General features: G+C 48.5%; 26 protein-coding genes and 1 riboswitch. Of the genes, 19 read left to right on the top strand and 7 right to left on the bottom strand.

From position 1 onward, the window contains the following. The first annotated feature begins 114 nt into the window (after positions 1-114). From QOL74_RS01915 to QOL74_RS01905, 3 genes are all read left to right on the top strand, one after another. Complete coding sequence (locus tag QOL74_RS01915; RefSeq protein ID WP_283407735.1) at positions 115-876, top strand: class I SAM-dependent methyltransferase; 762 nt, start codon at positions 115-117, stop codon at positions 874-876. Positions 877-1,060: 184 nt separating this feature from the next. Continuing rightward, the gene (locus QOL74_RS01910) at positions 1,061-1,435 is read left to right on the top strand and encodes a hypothetical protein (RefSeq protein ID WP_283407734.1); all 375 of its coding nucleotides are present in this window, start codon (positions 1,061-1,063) and stop codon (positions 1,433-1,435) included. Positions 1,436-1,477: 42 nt separating this feature from the next. Continuing rightward, entirely contained in the window at positions 1,478-1,861 is a 384-nt protein-coding gene (locus tag QOL74_RS01905; RefSeq protein ID WP_283407733.1) for a PilZ domain-containing protein, read from the top strand. Here QOL74_RS01905 and QOL74_RS01900 read toward each other — a convergent pair. After that, positions 1,853-2,587 (bottom strand): lysophospholipid acyltransferase family protein, encoded by a 735-nt coding sequence (locus tag QOL74_RS01900; RefSeq protein ID WP_283407732.1) that lies wholly within the window; start codon positions 2,585-2,587, stop codon positions 1,853-1,855. The two genes, QOL74_RS01905 and QOL74_RS01900, sit on opposite strands and share 9 nt — an antisense overlap. A 211-nt stretch (positions 2,588-2,798) precedes the next feature. Between QOL74_RS01900 and QOL74_RS01895 the strand changes: the two genes are divergently transcribed. The 7 genes from QOL74_RS01895 (at position 2,799) to QOL74_RS01865 (ending at position 9,102) form a co-directional block, all read left to right on the top strand. Further along, positions 2,799-3,620, top strand: a complete 822-nt coding sequence (locus QOL74_RS01895; protein ID WP_346771702.1) for a carbon-nitrogen hydrolase family protein — start codon at positions 2,799-2,801, stop codon at positions 3,618-3,620. A 2-nt stretch (positions 3,621-3,622) separates the two neighbouring features. Further along, a complete protein-coding gene (locus tag QOL74_RS01890) occupies positions 3,623-3,931 on the top strand; it encodes a DUF3006 domain-containing protein (RefSeq protein WP_283407730.1) in 309 nt (102 codons plus the stop codon). Positions 3,932-4,108: 177 nt separating this feature from the next. Next, positions 4,109-4,291, top strand: a riboswitch (Lysine riboswitch). A 121-nt stretch (positions 4,292-4,412) separates the two neighbouring features. Then, positions 4,413-5,414, top strand: coding sequence for an aspartate-semialdehyde dehydrogenase (locus QOL74_RS01885; RefSeq protein WP_283407729.1), 1,002 nt, complete (start codon positions 4,413-4,415; stop codon positions 5,412-5,414). A 41-nt stretch (positions 5,415-5,455) separates the two neighbouring features. Beyond that, on the top strand, positions 5,456-6,331 hold the full coding sequence (gene dapA, locus QOL74_RS01880; protein WP_283407728.1) for a 4-hydroxy-tetrahydrodipicolinate synthase: 876 nt from the start codon (positions 5,456-5,458) through the stop codon (positions 6,329-6,331). Positions 6,332-6,344: 13 nt separating this feature from the next. Beyond that, on the top strand, positions 6,345-7,064 hold the full coding sequence (gene dapB / locus QOL74_RS01875; RefSeq protein ID WP_283407727.1) for a 4-hydroxy-tetrahydrodipicolinate reductase: 720 nt from the start codon (positions 6,345-6,347) through the stop codon (positions 7,062-7,064). Positions 7,065-7,164: 100 nt separating this feature from the next. Next, positions 7,165-7,878 (top strand): 2,3,4,5-tetrahydropyridine-2,6-dicarboxylate N-acetyltransferase, encoded by a 714-nt coding sequence (gene dapD / locus QOL74_RS01870; protein WP_283407726.1) that lies wholly within the window; start codon positions 7,165-7,167, stop codon positions 7,876-7,878. Positions 7,879-7,881: 3 nt separating this feature from the next. Then, positions 7,882-9,102, top strand: coding sequence for an aspartate kinase (locus QOL74_RS01865; protein ID WP_283407725.1), 1,221 nt, complete (start codon positions 7,882-7,884; stop codon positions 9,100-9,102). Positions 9,103-9,261: 159 nt separating this feature from the next. Here QOL74_RS01865 and QOL74_RS01860 read toward each other — a convergent pair whose 3' ends face one another. The 5 genes from QOL74_RS01860 to yedE form a co-directional block, all read right to left on the bottom strand. Beyond that, entirely contained in the window at positions 9,262-10,284 is a 1,023-nt protein-coding gene (locus QOL74_RS01860; protein ID WP_283407724.1) for a sugar kinase, read from the bottom strand. A 137-nt stretch (positions 10,285-10,421) separates the two neighbouring features. Beyond that, on the bottom strand, positions 10,422-11,051 hold the full coding sequence (locus QOL74_RS01855) for a bifunctional 2-keto-4-hydroxyglutarate aldolase/2-keto-3-deoxy-6-phosphogluconate aldolase (RefSeq protein ID WP_283407723.1): 630 nt from the start codon (positions 11,049-11,051) through the stop codon (positions 10,422-10,424). Between the two features lie 196 nt (positions 11,052-11,247). After that, on the bottom strand, positions 11,248-11,490 hold the full coding sequence (locus QOL74_RS01850; RefSeq protein ID WP_283407722.1) for a putative Se/S carrier protein: 243 nt from the start codon (positions 11,488-11,490) through the stop codon (positions 11,248-11,250). 13 nt (positions 11,491-11,503) lie between these two features. Next, on the bottom strand, positions 11,504-11,716 hold the full coding sequence (locus tag QOL74_RS01845) for a sulfurtransferase TusA family protein (RefSeq protein WP_283407721.1): 213 nt from the start codon (positions 11,714-11,716) through the stop codon (positions 11,504-11,506). Continuing rightward, positions 11,706-12,785, bottom strand: a complete 1,080-nt coding sequence (yedE, locus tag QOL74_RS01840; protein WP_283407720.1) for a YedE family putative selenium transporter — start codon at positions 12,783-12,785, stop codon at positions 11,706-11,708. The genes QOL74_RS01845 and yedE overlap by 11 nt, the downstream gene beginning before the upstream one ends. A 252-nt stretch (positions 12,786-13,037) precedes the next feature. Between yedE and QOL74_RS01835 the strand changes: the two genes are divergently transcribed. The 8 genes from QOL74_RS01835 (at position 13,038) to QOL74_RS01800 (ending at position 21,995) form a co-directional block, all read left to right on the top strand. After that, a complete protein-coding gene (locus QOL74_RS01835; RefSeq protein WP_283407719.1) occupies positions 13,038-14,186 on the top strand; it encodes an aminotransferase class V-fold PLP-dependent enzyme in 1,149 nt (382 codons plus the stop codon). 114 nt (positions 14,187-14,300) lie between these two features. Further along, on the top strand, positions 14,301-15,347 hold the full coding sequence (locus QOL74_RS01830) for a C4-dicarboxylate TRAP transporter substrate-binding protein (protein WP_283407718.1): 1,047 nt from the start codon (positions 14,301-14,303) through the stop codon (positions 15,345-15,347). A gap of 77 nt (positions 15,348-15,424) precedes the next feature. After that, positions 15,425-15,931 (top strand): TRAP transporter small permease, encoded by a 507-nt coding sequence (locus tag QOL74_RS01825; protein ID WP_283407717.1) that lies wholly within the window; start codon positions 15,425-15,427, stop codon positions 15,929-15,931. Further along, entirely contained in the window at positions 15,931-17,220 is a 1,290-nt protein-coding gene (locus QOL74_RS01820) for a TRAP transporter large permease (protein WP_283407716.1), read from the top strand. The genes QOL74_RS01825 and QOL74_RS01820 overlap by 1 nt, the downstream gene beginning before the upstream one ends. A 13-nt stretch (positions 17,221-17,233) precedes the next feature. Beyond that, on the top strand, positions 17,234-17,902 hold the full coding sequence (locus QOL74_RS01815) for a GntR family transcriptional regulator (protein ID WP_283407715.1): 669 nt from the start codon (positions 17,234-17,236) through the stop codon (positions 17,900-17,902). Positions 17,903-17,944: 42 nt separating this feature from the next. Next, complete coding sequence (locus tag QOL74_RS01810) at positions 17,945-18,970, top strand: zinc-binding alcohol dehydrogenase family protein (protein ID WP_283407714.1); 1,026 nt, start codon at positions 17,945-17,947, stop codon at positions 18,968-18,970. Between the two features lie 89 nt (positions 18,971-19,059). Further along, positions 19,060-20,511, top strand: coding sequence for a tagaturonate reductase (locus tag QOL74_RS01805; protein ID WP_283407713.1), 1,452 nt, complete (start codon positions 19,060-19,062; stop codon positions 20,509-20,511). Next, positions 20,508-21,995 (top strand): UxaA family hydrolase, encoded by a 1,488-nt coding sequence (locus QOL74_RS01800; protein WP_283407712.1) that lies wholly within the window; start codon positions 20,508-20,510, stop codon positions 21,993-21,995. The genes QOL74_RS01805 and QOL74_RS01800 overlap by 4 nt, the downstream gene beginning before the upstream one ends. A 92-nt stretch (positions 21,996-22,087) precedes the next feature. On the opposite strand, the gene QOL74_RS01795 is transcribed toward QOL74_RS01800, so the two are convergent. Further along, entirely contained in the window at positions 22,088-22,363 is a 276-nt protein-coding gene (locus tag QOL74_RS01795; RefSeq protein WP_283407711.1) for a hypothetical protein, read from the bottom strand. Positions 22,364-23,045: 682 nt separating this feature from the next. Between QOL74_RS01795 and QOL74_RS01790 the strand changes: the two genes are divergently transcribed. Beyond that, positions 23,046-23,795, top strand: coding sequence for an energy-coupling factor ABC transporter permease (locus tag QOL74_RS01790; protein WP_283407710.1), 750 nt, complete (start codon positions 23,046-23,048; stop codon positions 23,793-23,795).

Genomic DNA, 23,795 nt, shown 5'->3' with positions numbered 1-23,795 from the left:
TTTTTCAATTGGATTGGAAAAGGGATGCAAAAAACGAAAAAATCTGCTGCAGACAGTTTTGATCCCAGGGCATACATGGTATACTGCTGGTGAGCAACTTGTGCAGGCATGCACATGTGCCCACAACAAATTAAGTCACAAGACCGGATCATCATTCAAATGACAGGCATCAGAAAAGGAGCAATTATGAAATCACCTTGTCTATTGTGTGGCGGGCAGACAAATCCGCTTCATCATCCAGGATTAAAGGCAGATTACCGTGTCTGCGGAAAGTGTGATTTGATTTTTAAAGAAGCAGCAGACCTCATCAGCAGTGATGAAGAGATGCGTATCTATAACTGCCATCAAAATTCCATCCAAGACCCCCGCTATGTGGATTTTTTTGAACGCTTTTTGAACGATGCGGTGTTCCCTTATGTGAATCAGGGAAAAAGAGGACTGGATTTTGGCAGCGGACCATCACCGGTGCTGGCACAGCTGTTGGAGCGGGATTATGGCTATTCTATGGATATCTATGACCTGTTTTACGCGCCGGAAAAAGTTTATGAAGGGAAAAAGTATGATCTGATTACCTCGACAGAAGTAGTGGAACACTTGCGGGATCCGAAGGCGTATTTTCGGCTTTTTCGAACACTGCTGAAATCCGATGGGATTTTAGCGGTAATGACCTTATTTCATCGAAACGACACCATTCATTTTCTCAATTGGCATTATGCAAGAGATCGCAGTCACATCTCTTTTTTCACACCCAAGACAATGCAGTACCTGGCCGAGCAGACTGGGCTGAAGATGATTCACACAAATCATGAACGTTATACGACATTTATGCTGGATGAAGCATGGCAGAAAATGCCGGAAAGCAACCAGAAACCATAAACATTAGATCGCCTTCGACAGCGTTTCAATAAACGGTTATGGTAGAAGCTGCACAGGCTGCTTTCGATGCAGCAATAAAGACCGGAAGGCTTTAAAAGCCCCGGTCTTTATACGTTTCAGTGAGCTGATTTCGGGTATGAAGCAATCGAAAGCATCTGCGGAAAAGCGAAAGGAGGTTGCATAAGTGGCTCAATGGCAAATGATGGGATGGGTGAATGTCGTGTTGGTGGTGCTCATGGGCGCTATTTATCCCCTGAAGCAAAAAATGAAAAGTAATAAGAAGTTGATCCCCATTTACCGGGTGGTCCGGGTGGCTCATCCGGTGGTTGGTGTTGTCATGATTTTGATAGGACTGCTTCACGGTGCCATGGTGCTGGGGCAGTTGCGGCTGCACTCGGGCAGTCTGGTGTTGATGACGTTGATTTTGATGGCATTGGTGGCTCTTGCCGGTAATAAATTGGCAGTTTTCAGAAAAACCTGGCGGCCAATCCATCGGATACTGGGGCTGCTTCTGGTGGTGCTATTGTTGGCACACCTCCTGTTCCCCTGGTGGCTATAAATGTAGAGGGCACATTAATTGCCTGAAAAGGAGAGGGTTGTGTTGGAAGAAAAGCGTAAGCTGTCCCGGGTTTTATTTCAGATTCGTGCCCTGGTTAAAAAAGAGAACATGGCGTTTACAGGGAAGGTTGAAAACTTGAGTCTCAATGGATTACTGATTCATCTGACGGAAAAAACGGATGCCCTGCATTCAGGCGACAACGTGGATGTGACCATTGATCTTGCAGGAGAATCGTCGGGATTGTTCATCAATATAACGGGCCAGGTGGTACGCCTGGAAGAGGATGGCTCCCTGGCACTTCACCTGACCCACATTGATCTGGACTCATTTGTTCATTTAAAAAACATTCTGGCCTATAACAGTGGTGACTATGATAAAATAATGGATGAGTTCATGGAAAGCCTTCAGGAGACATCCTCAGACTGATAAAAGGCCTTCCATTCCAAGTGCTTGACGAATATCACCAAAAACCCGGCTCATCAGGTCACTGGAACTCTCTTCAACAACCGTTTCGGCAGGAATTAACGGCAGGATGGTGACTTTCACAGTGGTAGCAGTGATGCGCCCTCGTTCTTCATAAATGCGGTAACTGCCGTCGATGGCAACTGGAAGAATAGGGATGCCTGCTTTTTGGGCCAGTTTCAGACTGCCGGGCTTAAAGGCACCGATTTCACGGCTTTTGCTCCGGGTGCCTTCAGGAAAAATCACCATGGATTGACCGCTCTCCAGACTTTTTTGAGCTTGCTGAATGGCGCGAAGTGACTGCCGGATATCCTTCCGATCAATGTAGCTGCACTCAATGAGATCCATCCAGCGGCTGATCACCGGTAAACGGCGCAGTTCCTGTTTGGCCACAAAGCCCATAGGCAGCGGAACAACGCTGACCATAAGAGGGATATCCATGTAACTTTGATGATTGCTGACAATGAGAACCGGGCCTTCCGCAGGTACATGTTCGCTGCCGGTTACTTCAATATGGCTGCCGGTTTTTCGCAGTAATCGTGAAGACCAGATCTGGCCGGTTTTCTGTGTGAACCGGCGTTTTTCTTCGGTGTGGCCTGCTTTTTCCATGCGTTTACCTCTCAGAGCCTGAACAAAAATATAAAGCAGATAAATGATGAAATCAATTAACCAGTAAATGGTTCGAAGCATGGTGTGGTCACCCTTTCTGAAAGTTGAATGCCTTATTCAGTGTATCACATTACACTGGGGAAGAAAAGAAAATGCAGTGGTCTCTTATCCTTCTAAAAAGCCATTATTTCAACATTAATCACACGCAAATCATGCACCAAAGCATACACTGTGAAGAAAATAGTCTTGATATCATTTCGTTATCATAAGGAGGCCGTTCCAATTGAAAACAGTGAATCTGTCCGTCTGTCAAATGATGGTGGTGGAAAACAAGGAAGATAACCTGAAAAAAGCAGAATCAATGATTCGTCGGTCAGTTCTGGAAAATAAAGCTAACCTGGTGGTGTTGCCGGAAATTTTCAATGGCCCCTATAGCATTGAAGCCATGCAAGCTACAGCGGAACCGGAGGGCGGGCCAACAACACAATTACTGTCCCGTCTGGCAGCTGAGCTGAATATCGTCGTGGTGGGTGGATCCATTGCCGAAGCTGCTGATGACCGTATTTACAACACCGCTTTTATTTATAATGAGGTAGGAGAGCGGGTTGGACGTCATCGAAAGATGCATCTTTTTGATGTCAATATTGTCGGAGGCGTTTCATTTCAAGAATCTTCCATTGTGGCACCGGGAAATGATGTGACAGTGGTGGAAACATCTCTGGGAAAAATTGGGGTAGCCATCTGTTATGACATGCGATTTCCGGAACTGATGCGCCTCATGACCCTGCAGGGGGCTGAAATGATCGTGGTACCGGCGGCATTCAATACAACCACCGGGCCGGCTCATTGGAAAGATACCATCAAAATGCGGGCAGTGGATAATCAGGTCTTCTTTGCGGCCGCTTCTCCGGCCCGCAACCTGGCCTCTGATTATCATGCCTATGGTTTTTCCCAGGTGGTGGATCCATGGGGAACAGTACTGGCAGAAACAGATGAAACGGAGGGAATCATTACAGCAACTCTTAATCCCCAGCGTTTGACAGCTGTTCGTGAGCAGCTGCCGTTACTGAAACATCGTCGTACAGATCTGTATGAGCTGAAGGAGTGTCAATAAAAATGGCAGGTCGGAACCAGGCGGTCAGGGTCATCGATCGTTTTGAAGGACAGGATGCTGTGGTTGAAACTCATACCGGATGGTTAAGAATAAACCAGAGCCTGTTGCCTGTCAATGTGGTGGAAGGAGATCTGATCATTCCACTTGAAGACGGCACCTGGCAGATAGATGTTGAAGGAACAGAAGCCCGTCGCCGATTGATACAGAAAAAAATGGACCGGCTCCTTGAGAAAAAATACATGCAACAGGGTGTACCAAATGAGAATGGAGACAATGATGACGGTGCTGATGACGATCATGGTCATCGGTGATAGGGAGGCGATTGGAGAATCCCTTTTTCAATAAGTCATGTTGCCTGAAGAACAATGCTGCCATCAGTACAAAGAATGATGAGAATAATGGTTGACAGTATTTTTATGCATGTGGTAGACTATGAGACAGGTTTAATTAACCAAACCAATGGTTGATGGTATTGAAAATTGAATGATGTCAAGAATAGAGGCTGCACCGCGAATGAGTCGCACCCGGATGAAAAGGGAGGGGTTTCCCAATGCCGGAGTGTTAAAGGTCAAGGTGCCGAAGAGAGCGAAAAAACCCTTTTCGTAATCTGGGGGATCGGGTGAAGAATCCGTCCACTGTCATGGGATACCCCATGGAGTGCTATTCGCCAATGAATGGAATGGCCAGTACCCGCCAATGATTCGCATTGCGGCTGGTCCTGTCGTTTGTCGTGCGAAGAGCTCCCGGGGGAAATCCCGGGAGTTTTTTAAAACAAAAAAGGAGGCGTTCAGTTTGGGACTTAAGATCGGTGTGGTAGGGGCAACAGGCGCTGTTGGAAGAAAAATGCTGGAAACACTTGCAGAAAGAAAGATACAGGTTGATTCGTTGAGATGCTTCGCTTCAGAAAGAACCGCCGGTCAGTTGATTGACTGGAACGGCCGGCAGATCACCATAGAACTGTTGACCCCGGAAACCATGAAGGAGTCTTTTGACTATCTGCTGTTTTCAGCCGGTGGCAGCGTGTCGGAGAAATTTGCAGCCATAGCCCAGGAAGCAGGCAATATCATCATCGACAATTCCTCCCAGTGGCGAATGACCGAAGGTATTCCCCTGGTGGTGCCAGAGGTGAATTCCCACACGTTGAAAGGATACCGGGGGATTGTTGCCAACCCCAACTGCTCCACCATACAAATGGTGGTGGCGCTGGCACCCCTCCACCGGGTCTTTGGCATTAAACGAATCGTGGTGGCGACTTATCAGGCGGTTTCCGGCAGCGGCCATAAAGCCATTGTGGAACTGGAAAACCAGCTGCAAGATCCCGAAGCACTGCCTCAGGTATACCCGAAACGCATTGCAGGCAATTGCCTGCCACACATAGATGTGTTCAATGAAAATGGGTTCACTAAAGAAGAGTTGAAAATGGTTTATGAAACTCAGAAAATCTTAGAGGATGATACCATTGAAGTGAATGCCACCGCGGTGCGGGTACCGGTTTTCTATAGTCACAGCGAGTCCATTACAGTTACCTTCCATGAAGAGCCAGACCTGGAAAAACTGCGGGAATTACTGGTACAGGCACCGGGAGTCATGGTGATGGATGATCTTTCCAATCTGGTTTATCCCACACCCCTTTTCACCGCTGGTAAAGATGATACCTGCGTGGGACGCATCCGAAAAGATCTTTTCGATCCCAAAACAGTGTCGCTTTGGGTGGTGGCAGACAACCTGAGAAAAGGTGCGGCCACCAATGCCGTTCAGATTTTGGAGAAAATGGAAGAGTTGAAAGCTGTTTGAGATGGGTAAAATGTTGACGAGGAGAAGGGGAGGTCATGATCATGTTTAAAGGAGCAGGGGTTGCTATTTTGACACCTTTTAAAAATGGGCAAGTGGATTTGGAGGCCTATGGAAAGCTGGTGGATTTTCAGCTGGAAAAAGGCATTCAGTGCCTGGTAGTACTGGGGACAACCGGGGAAGCCAGTACCCTGAATGAAACTGAACGTGAAGACATGGTTCAATTGACGGTCAACAAAGCAAAGGGAAAAGTGCCGGTGATTGTCGGTGCCGGCAGCAATAACACAGCGATTGCCGTCAAGTATGCCAAACAGGCGGAGGCACTGGGTGCTGATGGCGTACTGGTAGTGACGCCCTATTATAACAAAGCCACACAAAATGGCCTGGTGGCCCACTTTACAGCTGTTGCCGAAGCAGTTGATGTGCCGGTGGTACTGTATAATGTTCCCAGCCGTACCGGCGTTAATATTGAACCTGCCACGGTGGCGCGCCTGGCGGAGGTGAAGAACATTGTGGGAATCAAAGAAGCCAGCGGCAATATTTCCCAGGTGCTGGAAATCAAACGGCTGGTGCCGGCAGATTTCATGATTTGGTCCGGGAACGACGATAACATTCTGCCGATCTACTCTGTCGGAGGTCATGGCGTGATCTCGGTGATGGCTAATATGATTCCCGGCGAAACCCAAGCCATGTGTGAGGCTTTCATGGCGGGCCGCATTGAAGAAGCCATCCAATTGCAGGTTAAAACCAAAAAACTGTTCAACCTGTTGTTTATGGAAGTCAACCCTATTCCCATTAAAGCAGCCCTGTACCTCATGGGAATGATGGCCAATGAACTGCGGCTCCCTCTGACACCCATGGAGCCGGACAACATGGAACAACTGAAACAGGAAATGATTCGGCTGAATATCATCCAATAAAGGGGGAGTGGTCATGCACCTGCTGGTGTGGGGAAAAACAGGAAAGATGGGGCAAATGATGATCAAAATGGCCAAGGAAGATCCCTTTTGGCGACAGGTTCAAGGCATTGGATCCCATGACGATGTGGATTCAGAACATCTGAAAGCTGATGTGGTCATTGACTTTTCAAATCCCAGGGCGCTGGATGCTGTGCTGGATTTTTGCCTGAAGCGACAATGTCCCTTGGTGATTGGCACCACCGGATACTCGGAAGAGCAGATTGCCAAAATACAGACAGCTGCCACAAAGATACCGCTGGTGTATTCCACCAACATGTCGCTGGGAATGAACCTGCTCTTTTCACTGGTGAAAAAAACAGCATCCATATTGAAAGATTCTGTGGACATTGAAGTGGTGGAAGCTCACCACAACCGAAAGAAAGACGCTCCCTCCGGCAGTGCCTGTACCATTGTCGAAGCCATTGAAGACGGCCTTGGTGCAAAACATCCCCATGTTCATGGCCGTGTGGGAGAAGCTCCCCGGCAAAAAGGAGAAATCGGCATCCACAGCCTTCGGGGAGGGAACATCGTAGGCCGTCACGAAGCCTGGTTTATTCATGAACTGGAGAGCCTCACCCTGGTGCATGAAGCCCATGACCGGTCTGTCTTTGCCAAAGGGGCCCTGGAAGCTGCCAAGTATGTGGTGGGAGCTGACATTGGCTATTACGATATGACCCATGTGCTGGGCCTTTAATGAAACGCTTGAAGAACAGAGGGTAAGGATATTATATAATGGAGTCAAAAGAATAAGTGGATCGTCATAAGCAGATGATCTGACATAATGGAGGGAAAAAATGGAAGCACAGGAAATCATTGCATACATTCAAAACAGTGTCAAAAAGACACCCGTGAAAGTCTATGTTAAAGGAAAACTGAATACCATCGACTGGGAGACATTCCCCGGCAAAGCCTTTATCAGCGGTGAGACCGGCGTGTTGTTCGGTAACTGGAAGCCGGTGGAAGCCTTTCTGAAAGAACAGGGAGAAGCCATTGAAGATCTGGTGGTGGAGAACGACTGCAATCTCTCCGGTGTACCGCTATTGGATACGAAGAAATTGCAGGCTCGTATTGAGCCGGGGGCTATCATTCGGGAAAAAGTGGTAATTCAGCCCAACGCCATTGTCATGATGGGCGCTGTCATCAATATTGGTGCTGTGATTGGCGAAGGCACCATGATCGATATGAATGCAGTGGTCGGAGGACGGGGAATCATTGGCAAAAACTGCCATTTGGGTGCCGGAGCCGTGGTGGCCGGCGTGGTTGAACCAGCCTCAGCCACTCCGGTGATTATTGAAGATAATGTGCTGATTGGAGCCAACGCGGTGATTCTGGAAGGTGTTCGTGTTGGTGAAGGTTCTGTGGTGGCAGCTGGTGCCATTGTGACTGAAGATGTGCCTGCAGGTGTGGTAGTGGCCGGTACACCCGCCAGAGTCATCAAAACCATTGACGATCAGACACGCTCTAAAACCGGACTGGTGGATGCACTGCGTCAGTTGAATGAGGAATAGACCATGAGTATCATTGTTCAAAAATATGGGGGAACCTCTGTCAGCACGCCTGAACGGATCAAAGCAGTGGCAAACCGCGTGATTCAGAAGAAAAATCAGGGGCATCAGCTGGTAGTCATCGTTTCGGCCATGGGGAAAACCACCGATAGCCTTATTGAACTGGCCCGCCAGGTCACCGACAGTCCGGCCCCCCGGGAAATGGATATGTTGTTGACCACCGGTGAGCAGGTGAGTATTTCACTGCTGGCCATGGCTCTCATGGACCAGGGGCAACCGGCGATCTCTTTTACAGGTCCCCAGCTGGGCATTCAAACCACTGCACTGCATCAAAAGGCGCGTATTCTGGATATTGACGTGAGTCGTATCCATCAGGCTTTGGCGCAGAATCAGGTGGTGGTGGTGGCAGGCTTTCAGGGAGTCGCAGAAAATAAGGAAATCACCACACTGGGAAGAGGCGGCAGTGACACCTCTGCAGTGGCTCTGGCAGCAAAGCTGCGGGCAGCCTGCGAGATTTATACTGATGTGGAGGGCATCTATACCATGGATCCCCGCAAACTGCCGGGGGCTAAAAAGTTGAACTATATCACCTCTGAAGAAATGATGGAAATGGCCAGCCTGGGTGCCGGTGTGCTGCATCACCGGTCAGTGGAACTGGCGCATAAATTTAAGGTCCCATTGTATCTGGCGTCGACTTTCAGCGATCAGCCGGGAACCTGGGTTGTGAATGGAGGCAATGAAGGAATGGAAGAGAGCTTGGTAACAGGGATGACCTCCAGTCGATCAGATGTCCAGGTCACCTTGATGAATCTGCCGGCGGGAATGAAGAGCCTGCGCCGTATTTTTTCCGAGATGGCAGAAAAAGAAGTGAATGTGGATATGATATCCCAGATGATGAACGGGAATCAACGCATGTACGTCAGCTTCACCATTCCCCGGGAAGATGTGCAGGTGGCACGCAGCCTCATGGAATCCTGGCATGCAGAAGACGATGCCATTCACTGGGATATTAACGAAAAAATCGTGAAAATGTCCATCGTGGGGTTGGGTATGCGCACTCATTCCGGCGTGGCTGGCAGAGTTTTTGCTGCTCTGGAGGGAGCCGGGATTGAACTGAAGATGGTGACCACCTCTGAAATCAATATCTCATGGGTGCTGGCAGAAGAAGACGAGGCGAAAGCCATTCAAGCCATCGGGCAGGCCTTTGAGCTGGCCGAAGAGGAGTAATTGAAAGATAAAAATGAATAGCAGTAAAAAATCGGCCAACCCCGTAGCATGAAGGGGTTGGCCTTTATAGAGAAAAGAGAAGGGAGTTGGTAAGCCTGCGTATTGGTTCTGGGTTGCTGATTACTGCTGGTCAGTCAGATCAACATGCGAATCAGCAGATTAGCGCTGCACACGTCCGGAGGCATCGCCCTTTAACAGGTTCTCCACCTCGGGAACAGTGACCATGTTGAAGTCTCCGAAAATGGTGTGTTTCAGAGCAGAAGCGGCCACACCAAATTCCAGGGCATCTTTGAAGTTTTTGCCTTCCAGAAGACCGTAAATGATACCGCCGGCAAAGGAATCACCGCCGCCAACCCGGTCAACAATGCGCACATCATATTCACGGGAATGATAAAACTCATTACCGTCATAGGCGCAGGCCGACCAGCCGTTGTCGGAAGCTGAGTAGGATTTGCGCAGTGAGCTGATCACATATTTGAATCCAAACTGTTCTTTCATCTGCTTAAAGATATCCTGATAGCCGGCCAGTTCCAGATCACCTGAAGTGACATCGGTTTTACCGGGTTTAAAGCCAAGCACTTTCTCAGCGTCTTCTTCATTACCAATGCACACATCCACATATTGCATCAGATTGGACATGACGGTTTTGGCTTCTTCAGGAGTCCACAGGTTTTTACGGTAGTTCAGGTCAACTGAAACAGTCACATCATGCTTTTTGGCGGCTTTCAGGGCAGCCTCTGTCAGGGCCGCTGCTTTTTCGCCCAAAGCAGGGGTAATGCCAGAAAAATGGAACCAGGAAGCATCGCTGAAAATCGCGTCAAAGTCAAAGTCGTGAGCAGTTGCTTCCGCAATGGAAGAACCGGCTCGGTCATAAACCACCTTGGAGGGGCGCATGGAAGCGCCGGATTCCAGATAATAGATGCCCACACGGTCGCCGCCCCTGGCAACATAATCAGTGTGAACACCGAAACGGCGCAGGTGATTGACGGCTGCCTGGCCGATTTCATGCTTTGGCAGCTTGGAAACGAAATAGGCATCATAGCCGTAGTTGGCCAATGAAACCGCTACATTGGCTTCCCCGCCGCCGTAGACAACGTCGAAAGACTCAGCCTGAACAAAACGCTGATAACCGGGGGGCGAGAGGCGCAGCATGATTTCACCGAGAGTGACTACTTTTTTCATTACATTTTCCTCCTTATCATTCCATAAATGGGATACAGTTCCAGCGGGTTTTCATCGATTGGAAACAACTTCGAAGATGTTTTGAAAGGGCCGATTGATGAATGGTTTGTGTTCGAAATCAGGGAAGGTTTGATGCGTTACTGCCCCCGGGCTTCCCTGACCTTTGCCACCAAAGCCTGTGCGGCTTTGGTCATGTCTTCCGGTGTGCCTTTGGTCAGATTGCCACCCACGCCGACGGCAATACACCCATTATTGATCCATTGGTCAACATTTTCAAGACTCACGCCGCCGGTGGGCATCAGAACCGCCTGTGGCAGTGGGCCTTTGACTGCTTTAATGAAGTCAGGACCGCCCAGACTTCCGGGGAAAACCTTGATAACATCGGCACCGGCTTCCATGGCCTGAATCATTTCTGTCAGTGTCATGCAGCCAGGCATGTATGGAATTTGATATCGATTGCATAACTTGGCAGTTTCAGCATCAAAGGCAGGGCTCACCACATACTTGGCACCTGCCAAAATGCCGATGCGGGCTGTTTCGCTGTCAAGTACAGTGCCGGCACCCACCAGCAGACGATCTCCAAATTCCTCAGTCAAAGATTCAATGACCTTGTGAGCTCCCGGCACGGTGAAAGTGATTTCAATGGCATCAATGCCGCCTTCCATGCAGGCCAGGGCAATTTTGCGTGCATGTTCGCTGTTTTCAGCACGTACCACAGCGACCACACCCACTGCTTCGATGCGCTGAAGCACTTCATATCTTCTCATTTAATGGCCTCCTTTTCAGCTTAATCGGTTCATAATATGAAACAATGATCTGCTTTGTGAAACCTTACACATATCTTATAATGACTTCTCTCAAAAAGCAATACCATTTACATAAGAATTTTACCCATATCACAATAAAAACCAAAGGTAATGAAAAAACCCTCCTGTACAGATAGGAGGGTCGCGAGAAGGTATGTTATGAGTCGCTGGCAAATACCAAATGATAACCATCAGTTGCAGCGAGATAAATTTTTTCGATTTCTTCATCTGCCAGTTCTTCGCAAGGTCCCTCATAAGTGATCTTTGCCCCCACACCGCAGTTGGAACTTAACTGGCGGGGAACCGGCATCAACTCACAGGAGAAGCCTTCCCGTTTGGCAAAGCGGTTAAACTTAATGGCGCCGGAATGGGTGAAGAACAAGACCATGTATTCTTTCATTCAAAACGTCCCTTCAGGATTTTTTTGCCTGAAGTTGGTAAGTGTCCTCAGACATATCAATGTCTACAGTATAACCTGCATTTTGCAAAAAACGCAAGACATTTCCCTTGGCAGTCTCATTGTCCACCAGAATCGTCAGGTCTGTTAGTTGTTGATCGATTGCTTTTTTGGTGAGAAGAACCGGTTGAGGGCAGGATAAACCACGCGCATCAATGCTATTCAACATTTACGCCTCCTTTAGCGGTACTAACCGCCAGATCAGAATTCAAATAAGCAATACCTGCCATAATGGCCAGGCCAATGATCAACACAAGCTTCCCATTGGGAGTGGCTCCTGCCGGGCTGGAGGCCAGTGACATGTTATGGGCAAAAGCGGCGCCCACCAGTAATCCCATCACTGTGATGGCAGAATCAGTGTTGCCCTCTGCAGCAAGAATCAGCTGACGCAATGGGCAGCCGCCCAGCAGTACGGCAGAAAATCCAACGCCCAGCATTCCAAGAAAGTTCCAAAGTGTTTCGGTATGCGCCACGGGTTGACCGGCAAAACCCACATTGAAATTGCCTGTTACCAGGTTACCCACCAAAGCGACAACAAAAATACCGGCGAAGCCAAGAAATAGATGATTGTCTCTAAAAAGAATAATGTCACGAATGCCACCCATGGTGCACAGGCGGGTGCGCTGTGCCAGGGCTCCCACAATTAAACCGGAAGCCAGGGCAATGAAAAGAGGTGCCCGCATGGAGCCGGGGCCGCTTTCACTGAAAAAAAGAACGCCGGGAAAAGCGATTAAAACCATAAGTAATAACACATTCACCAATGGAAACGCATAACCTTCAGACTTGGCCAGGGTATAATTTCGTTTCAAATTATAACCTCTGTTCAGAAAAAAGATGCCGATGGCAATACCCACTACAAAACCGCCTGTTGCGGGAAGCGCATTTAAATCGCCGCCGGCAAGACGCAAGACCATTCGCAGGGGGCATCCCAGAAAAACCAGGGCGCTGATCATCATCAGGGCACCAAGAAAAAAGCGGATAAATGGAGCGGAACCTCCCTTTGATGCAAATTCACCCCGTGATTTTGCCATAACGAACGCACCAATCACCAGCCCCATAACTTCGGGCCGGGCATACTGAACCACATCTGCCCGGTGCATGCCCACACCACCGGCAATGTCTCTTATGAAGCAGGCAATGCAATAGCCCATGTTTGCCGGGTTTCCAAAAACCACCAGCAAGACTGATAATAGACCAACCACACCTCCTGCTGCCAACATACCTTTCTTACTGTCCAAAATAATTCCTCCTTTTAAAATGAACTTGATAATAATATAACCAGAGCATCTTTATCATACCAAGTTCTGCAAGGGAAGTTAAATCGAGGTTTTCAATGAAATGTGGACAAGTCATTCAAAACATCTATCGTAAGAAGTGTGCGTATTTGATATGATTGAGACATCATTGGGAACACTGACGCAAGCAAAAATGATTGTAGAATGTATTGTACGAGTGATCATTCATATCACAACCATGAGAGGGGCTATTTTATGAACATATATATGGATAATGGAGCGACTACCTTTCCAAAGCCGCCGGAGGTTGCAGAAGCCATGGTCCGTTACATCACACAGGTGGGCGGGAATGTAAACCGGGGTAGTTATACCAGTGCCTTTGATGCCGGAGACGTGGTGTATGAAACACGTGAAATGTTGGCAGCACTCTTTAACAGCCATGAACCTGAGCAAATCATTTTCACCCGTCATGTCACAGAAAGCCTGAATCTAGTCCTGAAGGGGTGCTTTAATCCAGGTGATCATGTCCTGGTAACTTCCATGGAGCACAATGCAGTGATGCGCCCCCTCAATGCCCTTTTGGAAAAAAGTGTCACATTTTCGTGTATTCCCTGTACCCCAGAAGGCATGTTGCAGAGTGATGCCTTCGAAACAATGCACAAACCCCACACAAAAGCCGTGGTGATGACCCACGCCTCCAACGTGAGCGGCGGTGTAATGGACATTCAAAAGGCAGCTGATTTTTGCCGCACACATCGTCTTGACTTGATTATTGATGCCGCGCAGACAGCGGGCGTACTGCCCATTGATGTGATAAAATTGGAACCGGCAGCTGTTTGTTTCACCGGCCATAAAGGCCTCTATGGTCCTCAGGGTATTGGAGGCGTCTGGCTGAGCAAGGCTTTCAGCCGAAAACTGCAACCATTAATGGAGGGTGGTACCGGCAGTTTTTCTGAAGAAGAAGTGCAGCCCCGGCATTTACCGGATAAATTTGAACCCGGTACATTGAATCTTCCAGGAATTTACGGACTTCATGCGGCGCTGAGTTGGCTCAAAAAAACAGGAATCGACGCCATTCACCATCATGAAATGACACTAACGCAACAATTTCTGGAAGGGCTCAGCACGATTCCCCAGGTGCAAGTGGTCGGGCCTCTCGATCGGGCTAAACGAACGGCTGTGGTTTCCATCACCACGCAGCAAATGGATCTGGGAGAAATGGCCCACCGGCTGGGGAAGGATTATGGGATTGCCACCCGGTCAGGCTTACACTGCGCTCCCCGGGCGCATCAAACCTTGGGGACTTTTCCCACAGGAACAGTTCGGTTCAGTTTTGGATATTTCAATACGTCACAACAGGTAGACGCTGCCTTGAGATCCCTGAAAGAGTTGTTAAATAATTAATTAAGCCCTTTGGACTTGACAAAGGAAAACGAATTCATTAGACTGTAATATATCACTGATATATCACAAGGATATCAGTGATAACGTTATCAAAAAAGAAGAGGAGAGTGACGTATGAAAAAACGTATGACTGCCATTCTGTTGTTGTTTCTGGCACTGGCAATGGTAACAGCCTGTTCGAGTCCGGCCCCTGCCGCACCAGCCGGAGGTGAAAGTGCAGGTGGTGCTGAGGCACCTGCGGCAGCCCCTGTTGTGATTCAAATCGGATATGAGAACCACCCCGGTGAGCCGGTGGACCTGGCTGTGAATGAATGGGCCCGGTTGCTGGAAGAACGCAGTGGTGGTAATATGAAGATGGAAGTATTCCCTTCAAGTCAGCTGGGTTCCAAGAATGACATCATTGACCAAATGCTGGCAGGATCTTCAGTCATTACCCTGGCTGATGGTGCTTTCTACGCAGACCGTGGTGTGCCAGATTTTGGGATTGTTTTCGGCCCATACCTGTTCCCCACCTGGGATGATGCCTGGCGCCTCATCGAAAGCGATTGGTATGCTGAGCAATCAGGATTACTGGAAGAGCAAGGGCTGAAAATCTTATCCTCCAACTGGAAGTATGGTGACCGTCACACTCTCACCAAAAATCCGGTACGTACCGTTTCTGACCTTCAGGGCATGAAAATTCGAGTACCCAATAACACAATCCAGATCAAAGGCTTTGAAGTGCTGGGCGCAGCTCCTACACCCATGGCCCTGGGCGAAGTGTACACCTCCCTCCAACAGGGAACCATCGATGGCCTTGAAAACCCGCTGCCGGTGCTGTACAACGGTAAATTCCATGAAGTTGCCAAATATCTGACCCTGGATGGTCATGTGCGCAACTTCACCACCTGGATTACCGGCACCCAGTTCTTTAACACTTTGACAGCTGAGCAACAGCAATGGTTGATGGAAACTGGCAATGAAGCCGGCTTCTTCAACAATGAACTGGCTGACGAAGCAACTGAAGAAACCCTGCAGCTGTTCATTGATGAAGGTGTTGAAGTGATTGAAGTGGATATTGCCGAGTTTGCGGCCGCGGCCGAAGTTTTTTATTCACTGCCTGAGTTCACTTCCATCTGGTCAGAAGGTCTTTATGAAACAGTGAAAGAAGCCATGCAGTAGACTGTGATTCATAATCTGTAATCAATCAGCCGGGAAGGCGGGTAACCCCGCTTTCCCGGTTTAAATGGAAGGACAGGATGATGGTGAAAAACAAGCCGCTGAATTATCTGCTGAACCTGGATCTGGTTTTAACCGGGGCTACCTTTCTGGTACTGGTAACCATTACCTTTGCCGGTGTCATTATGCGCTATTTTGTGAATCGCCCGCTGGTCTGGCTGGAAGAAGTACAGCTGATGTGTTTTGTATGGATCGTTTTTTTTGGAGCCGGTGCCGCCTTCAGAACCGGCAGTCATGTCGCGATTGACATGGTGGTGGATCGCTTTCCCCAACAACTTCGAAAAATCACGGAGATATTGATTTACATAGCTGTTATTATTGTACTCTGCTACTTCATGGTTCAGGGCTGGAGTCTGGTGCAGCAGATGGGGCAAACCAACCGTCTCACCAACATCTTCAAGATTCCTTACACCCTGATTTATGCCGCTTTTCCCATCGGGTGCGTGCTGATGATCATCAATTACTCCATTGCCACATATACACAGGTATTTAAACCGATGATTTTTGGAAAGGAGGGTGACGCGTAATGGAAATCAGCGTGGTGGGCCTCTCGGCTCTCGTGTTGCTGCTCTTATTGTTTTTGAAAGTTCCGGTGTTTGTTTCAGTACTGGCAGGTTCGTTGATCTATTTCATCAATACTCCCAGTGTGCCGCCGCAAATCATTGCCCAGCGCGTTATTGCCGGCATTGAAAGCATTCCGCTGCTGGCTATTCCTTTCTTTGTTGCAGCAGGTGTATTCATGAATTATTCTGGTGTTTCCAAGCGGGTCATGCAGTTTGCCGAGGCCATTACTGGTCATATGAGCGGCGGTCTGGCCCAGGTGAATGTCCTCCTATCAGCTCTGATGGGTGGCCTTTCCGGCTCCAACCTGGCAGATGCGGCCATGCAATCCAAAATGCTGGTGCCGGAAATGGTTAAAAAAGGCTATTCCAATGAATTTTCCTCGGTGGTCACCGCCACCTCTGCCATGGTCACGCCTTTGATTCCTCCGGGCATTGCCATGATCCTCTATGGTTCCATTGCCAATGTATCCATCGGGCGGCTCTTCATTGCCGGTATTGGCCCGGGTGTTCTCCTGACCATTTCGCTGATGATGCTGGTTTCTTTTCTATCAAAACGACGTGGATACAAACCGGTGCGTGAAAAGATGATTGCCGGTAACGAACTGACCAAAGCCATTGGTGTGGCAGTGCTGCCTTTGATGCTTCCAGTCATCATTATTGGGGGAATACGTCTGGGTATTTTTACCCCCACCGAGGCCGGTTCTGTGGCCATTGTCTATGCATTAATGCTGGGTGTGGTTTACCGGGAAATGAACCTGCGGGATTTTCTGAAGGGGTTGAAAGAAACCATTACCAGTACTGCGTCCATCATGATCATCGTAGGTGCTGCTTCAGCCTTTGCCTGGATTCTCACCCGGGAACGGGTGCCTCAAACCATCACCGAATTTATTGTCAGCAATGTGGATAATAAATATCTGTTTCTCATGATGGTGAATGTTTTTCTAATTGCAGTGGGCATGTTTATAGAAGGAAACGCGGCCATGATTGTGCTGGTACCCTTACTGGCACCGGTGGCAGCAGCTTATGGCATTCATGAAATCCACTTTGCCATGGTTTTCATTTTCAATATGGCCATTGGAGCCCTCAGCCCACCCATGGGAACCCTCATGTTCGTCACCTGCGGCATCACCCGGTGTCGGATCAGTGATTTCATACGGGAGGCGGTGCCTTTTTACATCCTCCTGCTCACTTGTTTAATGCTGCTGACATTCTTCCCCATCTTCTCATTGGGGCTTGTGAATCTAATTTACTAGAAAAGGTGATCCCATGAAACCAGCTGAAGCCGTGAAAACTACCCCCAAGCTGCCCTTAAAGGAACAGGCGTACCACCACCTGAAAGACCAGATCATCAAGTGTCAGTTAATGCCTGGAAGCCTTCTTTCTGAGAATGACATTGCCCTGGAAATGGGCATCAGCCGAACTCCGGTACGGGAAGCCATTCTGCGCCTCAGTGAAGAGGGCTTTATCACCATTTATCCCCGCAAGGGGATGATTGTTTCGCCGGTGTCCTTTAAAGATATTCAGGAAGTCTTTCAGATTCGCATGATGATTGAACCCCAGGCCGCCGTGCAGGGAAATGCCAACATGACACTGAAAGAACTGCAGCATTGGGTGAGTGCTTTTGAGGCCTTTCAGCTTTGTCCCGAGCGGGCCTGTTTTGAACGGTATTTTGAGCTGGATCTGGGTTTTCATCAATATATGATCAGCAGCCTTCAGAATGAACAGCTGAGCCAGTTCATGGACCATGTGTACGACCGGGATTACCGGATTCGCGCGTTGTCCACAGTGGTGGCGGCAGATATCGAGAAACGCTCGCGACCAGAACACATGGACATATTGGAAGCTCTCATCAGCCGAGAGCCTCAGCGAATTACCACCGCCATTACAGAACATCTTGAAAATGCCATTGGTGCAGCCAAGGCAAAAATTCGATAACAGCAACCTGTATACGAAGCCATACAAGCAGAGGAGAATCCCATGGAAGCAACAATGAAAGTGGTGCATATTGATGCACCCGGAAGTATTCAAATCGTGGAAAAACCAGTGCCTACTCCCCCAAAAGGCGAGGCGCTGCTTAAAGTGAACTATTGTGGTATTTGCGGCTCTGATATCGCCACTTTCACAGGCAATCAGCCTTTTGCCACCTACCCCCGTATTCCCGGCCATGAGTTTTCAGCGGAGATCGCAGCCATTGAACCCAACGAAGCAGGCCTTGAAGTGGGGATGCAGGTCACTGCCAACCCGTACTTTAACTGTGGTACCTGCTATTCCTGCCGTCGCGGCCTGGTGAATTGCTGTCAACAGAACGAAACCATGGGTGTGCAGCGGGATGGTACGTTTTCGGAGTACATTGTGATGCCCATTGAACGCATTTATTCCGGAAATGGACTGGATGCCAAAAATATAGCCCTCATTGAACCCTTCACCATCGGGTACCATGCCGCCAACCGGGCAGATATTCAGGCAGGTGAAAAAGTGTTGGTGCTGGGAGCGGGCGCCATTGGTATTTTCGCCATGATTTCGGCCAGGCTGAGAGGTGCCACGCTGTATGTGGCAGATTTTAATCAGACACGTCTCGACCACGCCCTGCAATTGGGAGCCACCGACGTGGTAAATTTGGGAGAACGGGACCTGATGGATGCAGTCAGGGAATGGACCAACGGCGACGGTATGGACACAGTGATGGAAGCGGCTGGAATTCCTGAAAGTTTTCTCAATGCCATTGAGGCAGCAGCTTTTGGCGGCAAGCTTTCCCTCATCGGTAACGGTTCCCGTGAAACCACCTTTAACCACTCTGTGCTACTGAAGAAGGAACTGAATGTATTTGGTTCCCGCAACAGCCTCCATGATTTCAAGCCGCTGATTGAGCTGGTTAAATCCGGAGCTGTGGCGATTGAAAGCATGGTCACCCATGTCTATCCTTTTCAGGATTCCATTCAGGCTTTTGAAGCACTGGTGCAATCCCCCGCTGATAAACTGAAAGTATTGATTCGTTTCGATTAGAAAAAATGCTTAGGTGGAGCGCTTTGAGGGGCTCTCCTGAGCATTTTTGATGTAGGAGATCATTAACCAGAAGAACAGGAGGAAATTCCATGAGATTGAATCATGAACATCTTTCCAACCCCACCCGATATCCCATTCAAGTCATTCAATTTGGAGAAGGCAACTTTCTAAGGGCCTTTGCCGACTGGATGATTCATCGAATGAATCACGAACTGAACTGCCAGATGGGTGTTGCTGTGGTACAGCCTCGCAACAGCCAAAAAGTAAAAGAACTGATGGCACAGGACGGCCTTTATACCCTTATTACCCAGGGAATCCACCAGGGGGAGCTAAAGCAGGAGACCACTGTCATCGACTGCCTGCAGGAGGGTGTAAACACTTATGAGAATTATGATGCCTATTTAAAGCTGGCAGAAGCTCCTGATTTAAAGCTGATGATTTCCAACACCACTGAAGCAGGGATTGTCTACAGTGAAACTGATGAGCTGTCAGATCGCCCCCAAAGCTCTTTTCCAGGCAAACTCACCGCATTGCTGCATCATCGCTTCAAGACATTTAATGGTGATTCGTCAAAGGGACTGTTACATCTTCCCTGCGAACTCATTGAAGAAAATGGGAGTAAACTGAAAGAAATCGTGTTGAAACTGGCAAAACGCTGGCAGTTGGAACCTGCCTTTGTTCAATGGGTGGAGAAACACAACATTTTCTACAATACACTGGTGGATCGAATTGTTCCTGGCTATCCTGCCGACGAGGCAGCCACCCTTGAAAAAGAACTGGGATATACCGATCCCTTCATGGTGACATCAGAATGGTATCATTTGTGGGTGATTGAAGGGCCTGATGTGATTAAGGATGTTTTTCCGGCGGATAAACTGGGACTGAACGTTCTTTTTGTAGATGATCTTGCCCTTTATCGTGAGCGTAAAGTGCGTATTCTCAACGGAGCGCATACGGCCATGGTTCCTGTGGGATACCTCTATGGGCTTGAAACCGTTGGGGAAACTGTGGAGAATGACATTACCGGAGCTTTCGTGGCCGCGGTGATGTATGAAGACATTGCGGCCATGGTGCCCATGCCGGCGGCAGAAGTGAAAGCATATGCCGACAGTATCCTGGATCGTTTCCGGAATCCTTTTATCCGTCACCAGTTGCTGAGTATCTCGCTGAACTCCATGAGTAAGTTCAATACGCGTCTCATGCCCACCTTGAATGACTATGTCGTCAAAGGTGAAAACCTGCCTGCCAAGATCCTCTTTTCATTTGCCTCCCTGCTTTATTTCTATCGAGGTAAGCGGGGCGACGAAATCATTCCACTATCCGATGATCCTCATGTGATGGAAGTCTTTTCAAAACAGTGGCAAGCCTGGGAAAATAACGAAATCTCTCTGGAACAGCTGGTGACCGAGGTGCTGGCCATGGAATCAATCTGGGGCCGAGACCTGAATCAGCTAAAGGGACTTGCCCAGGGTCTGGTAAGTCACTTGAAAAACATTACTACCAAACCCTATGCGGAAGCCCTTCAGGAGGTGCTGAAATGAAACCCGTCATGCAAATTCATTCCCGGGACAACGTGGTTGTGGCACTGAAACCGCTTTCAGCTGGAGAAGCCATAGCCATTAACGACAGGCAAATCCTGTTGCAGGAAGATCTTCAGCCGGGTCATAAAATTGCTCTCACTGCCATTGAGGCCGGTGAGCATATTATTAAGTATGGGTATCCCATCGGCCATGCCGTTAGCCCCATCAGCCCGGGCAGTTGGGTTCACTCCCATAACATGAAAACCAATCTTTCTGGTACCATCAGCTATACGTATGAGCCAAAACAGGAAACCATTTCCACCATTGATGGCCCTGCCACCTTTCAGGGTTACCGTCGGAAAAACGGCCTTATTGGCATCCGCAACGAGCTGTGGATTGTGCCCACTGTGGGGTGCGTCAATGGCATTGCCGAAATGATGATCAATCGGCTGGGAGAAGAAGTGGACTTGAAAAAAGTGGATCATGTGCATGTCTATAAGCACAGTTACGGCTGTTCTCAATTGGGCGATGATTTGGAAAACACCCGCACTATTCTGACCAACCTTGTGAAGCATCCCAATGCCGGCGGCGTGCTGGTGCTGGGTCTTGGTTGTGAAAACAACACCATCGACTCATTTCGGGAAGCCCTGGGAGAGGTGGATGATGAACGGGTGAAGTTTTTGGTGACCCAGAAGGTAGGCGATGAAATTCAGGCCGGCGTGGAGATGCTAAAATCCCTTTACGAAACCATGATTCAGGACCGGCGGGAGGAAGCATCGCTGGCAGAACTTAAGATTGGTCTTAAATGCGGCGGGTCCGACGGATTTTCCGGCATCACAGCCAACCCACTGCTTGGCGCATTTTCCGACTACCTGATCAGCCGTGGTGGCACCACAGTACTCACAGAAGTGCCGGAAATGTTTGGAGCTGAAACCATCCTTATGGGCCGGGCGGCCTCGGAGGCTGTTTTTGATGACATTGTTCATCTGATCAATGACTTTAAGAACTATTTCATCGAACATAAGCAACCGGTATATGAAAACCCGTCTCCGGGGAATAAAGATGGGGGCATCACCACGCTTGAAGATAAATCTCTGGGGTGCACCCAAAAAGGCGGCAAATCACCGGTGGTGGATGTGCTGAAATATGGAGAGCGCCTGGAAAAAACGGGACTGAACCTGCTGAACTCACCGGGAAACGATTTGGTATCAGCCACTGCCCTGGGAGCTTCCGGCTGTCATATGGTGCTTTTTACCACCGGCAGGGGAACTCCTTTCGGTTCATTCGTCCCCACCATGAAGGTATCCTCCAACAGTGCCATCCACCAACTGAAACCCCATTGGATTGATTTTAATGCGGGTACGCTATTGGATAAACACACCATGGATGAACTTTTGGCTGAGTTTGTGGCCTATGTGGTGGCGGTGGCCAGCGGAGAGAAACTGAACCATGAAAAGAACGGTATCCGTGAAATTGCCATCTTTAAGACTGGTGTGACCCTGTAAAACCATCGATTCAACAAAATAATCTCAACACAAAATAACCACTCCCGGTCTGAGAGTGGTTATTTTGTGTTGAATGATACAAGATAAAGAACTTACTTTTTCTTGAAAGATAAGTACTGGAGGATCAACTGGCCGGCGAGAACCAGAAATATTCCGATGCCGGAAAATGCAACAATCCGCATCCATTCTTCAATGTGCTCAAGCTCATGGGCAATTTCTTCCAGTTCGTGAATCATTTCATCTGCCTGCTCGGGGGATATTTCTGCAAATACCTGTGGAACAGCAACCATGATAAAAGCAAGAATCATAAGAATTGAAACAGTTAAAAAGACAATTTTTCGACGTTCGACGGAAATGTGGTTCAACATTATAACGCTCCTTTCGGTCATCTTTCTGATTAAAGAGAATAAAGAAGTGATCATCATCGCATTATCGGCCGAGTAATGAAATCGATAATCAATTCCATTTAGATGATATATGCTGCATGTGGGTTTTGTCAAGGGTATCTGTTAAAAAACCGAATACGCAGAGAACAATGGTGATTGGCACATTGGCAATACATCGGGCATGAATGCCCTGGAAATAGATACAGTGATTGACATAAGCGAGAGAACATGGTACATTTTAAAATGATAATCAATATCAATAAAAGGAGGGGAGGTGCTCGGATGGACTGGATGGCGACATTTAAAATACTGGCTTTGATCATATTGTTGATGGTATTCGCCATAACATATCTAAAAGTTAAATCAAAAACAGTGCGTATTGACATTCCACATACCTGTGGAGGCTGTGAAGGGGATTGTCAGTGTCATGGAAGCAGTTGTCAATGTGGCAGGACATAGCTGAAGCAGTTTCGGGTTGTGGCATTACCCCTTCGCTGCCATATCGTCACCATTCATTCATGAAAGTGCATCCATAGTAGGTGCAAATGAATTGCAATCAAGCCTTGACCTGACAGGAAAGAAACGGTACAATAAGGCTCAAGTGCAATTCATTTGCATTTAATAAAGCGAAATAGATGGCATATTTCAATTGGGAGGCGTTATCATGAGTCATATCCATGTTCCTGACGGGATTATTCCCTTAAGCTGGGGAGCGGGCGGTTATGTGGTGAGTCTGTTAATAATGATCCTCATCATCCGAAGCATGGATGCAGCAGAAGCGCGTCAACGAATACCCGCAACCGCCATGGCGGCGGCCATTATGATCATCGGCATGTCGGTACCGTTATTTGTGGTACCGGTGCATTTGAGCCTGGCAGTATTAACGGGAATTTTAGTGGGGCCTAAAATGGGATTTCTGGCAGTTTTTGTGGTGAATCTTATCTTGGCCTCTTTTGGGCATGGGGGAATTACCATTGTGGGGTTAAATACCCTGCTGATTGGCAGCGAGGTACTGGTGGGTTCTGTTGTTTTTAAAGGTTTGAAGCAGCATCTTTCTGTCAGAAAGGGCGCTTTTGGAGCGACGATGGCAGGTGTGGCTCTGTCTATGGTATTGATGGTTTTGCTGGTGGGATCAACAGCGGGGTTCTCTGAAGTGTTGCCCCATCACCATCATGGTGAGCACGATGAACTGCCTGCTGTCACATTAACAGAAACACAAGAAAACGAGCCTCATGGCCATTCTCACCAGCATGGTTCCTTTCATGAAGAGCTGGAACGGATCCGCTATTTCACCTTTACGGGATGGGCAGCGGTTGGAACGATTTTTTTGGCAGGGCTGATGTTGGAGGCCGCAGGTACATCTCTGATCGTTGGTTACTTTCAGCGGGTGAAGCCACAATTAATTGATCGATAG

This window comes from Anoxynatronum buryatiense, assembly GCF_900182905.1.
Taxonomy (GTDB): Bacteria; Bacillota; Clostridia; order Peptostreptococcales; family Tindalliaceae; genus Anoxynatronum; species Anoxynatronum buryatiense.
This window is presented reverse-complemented; position numbering and strand designations above follow the sequence as displayed.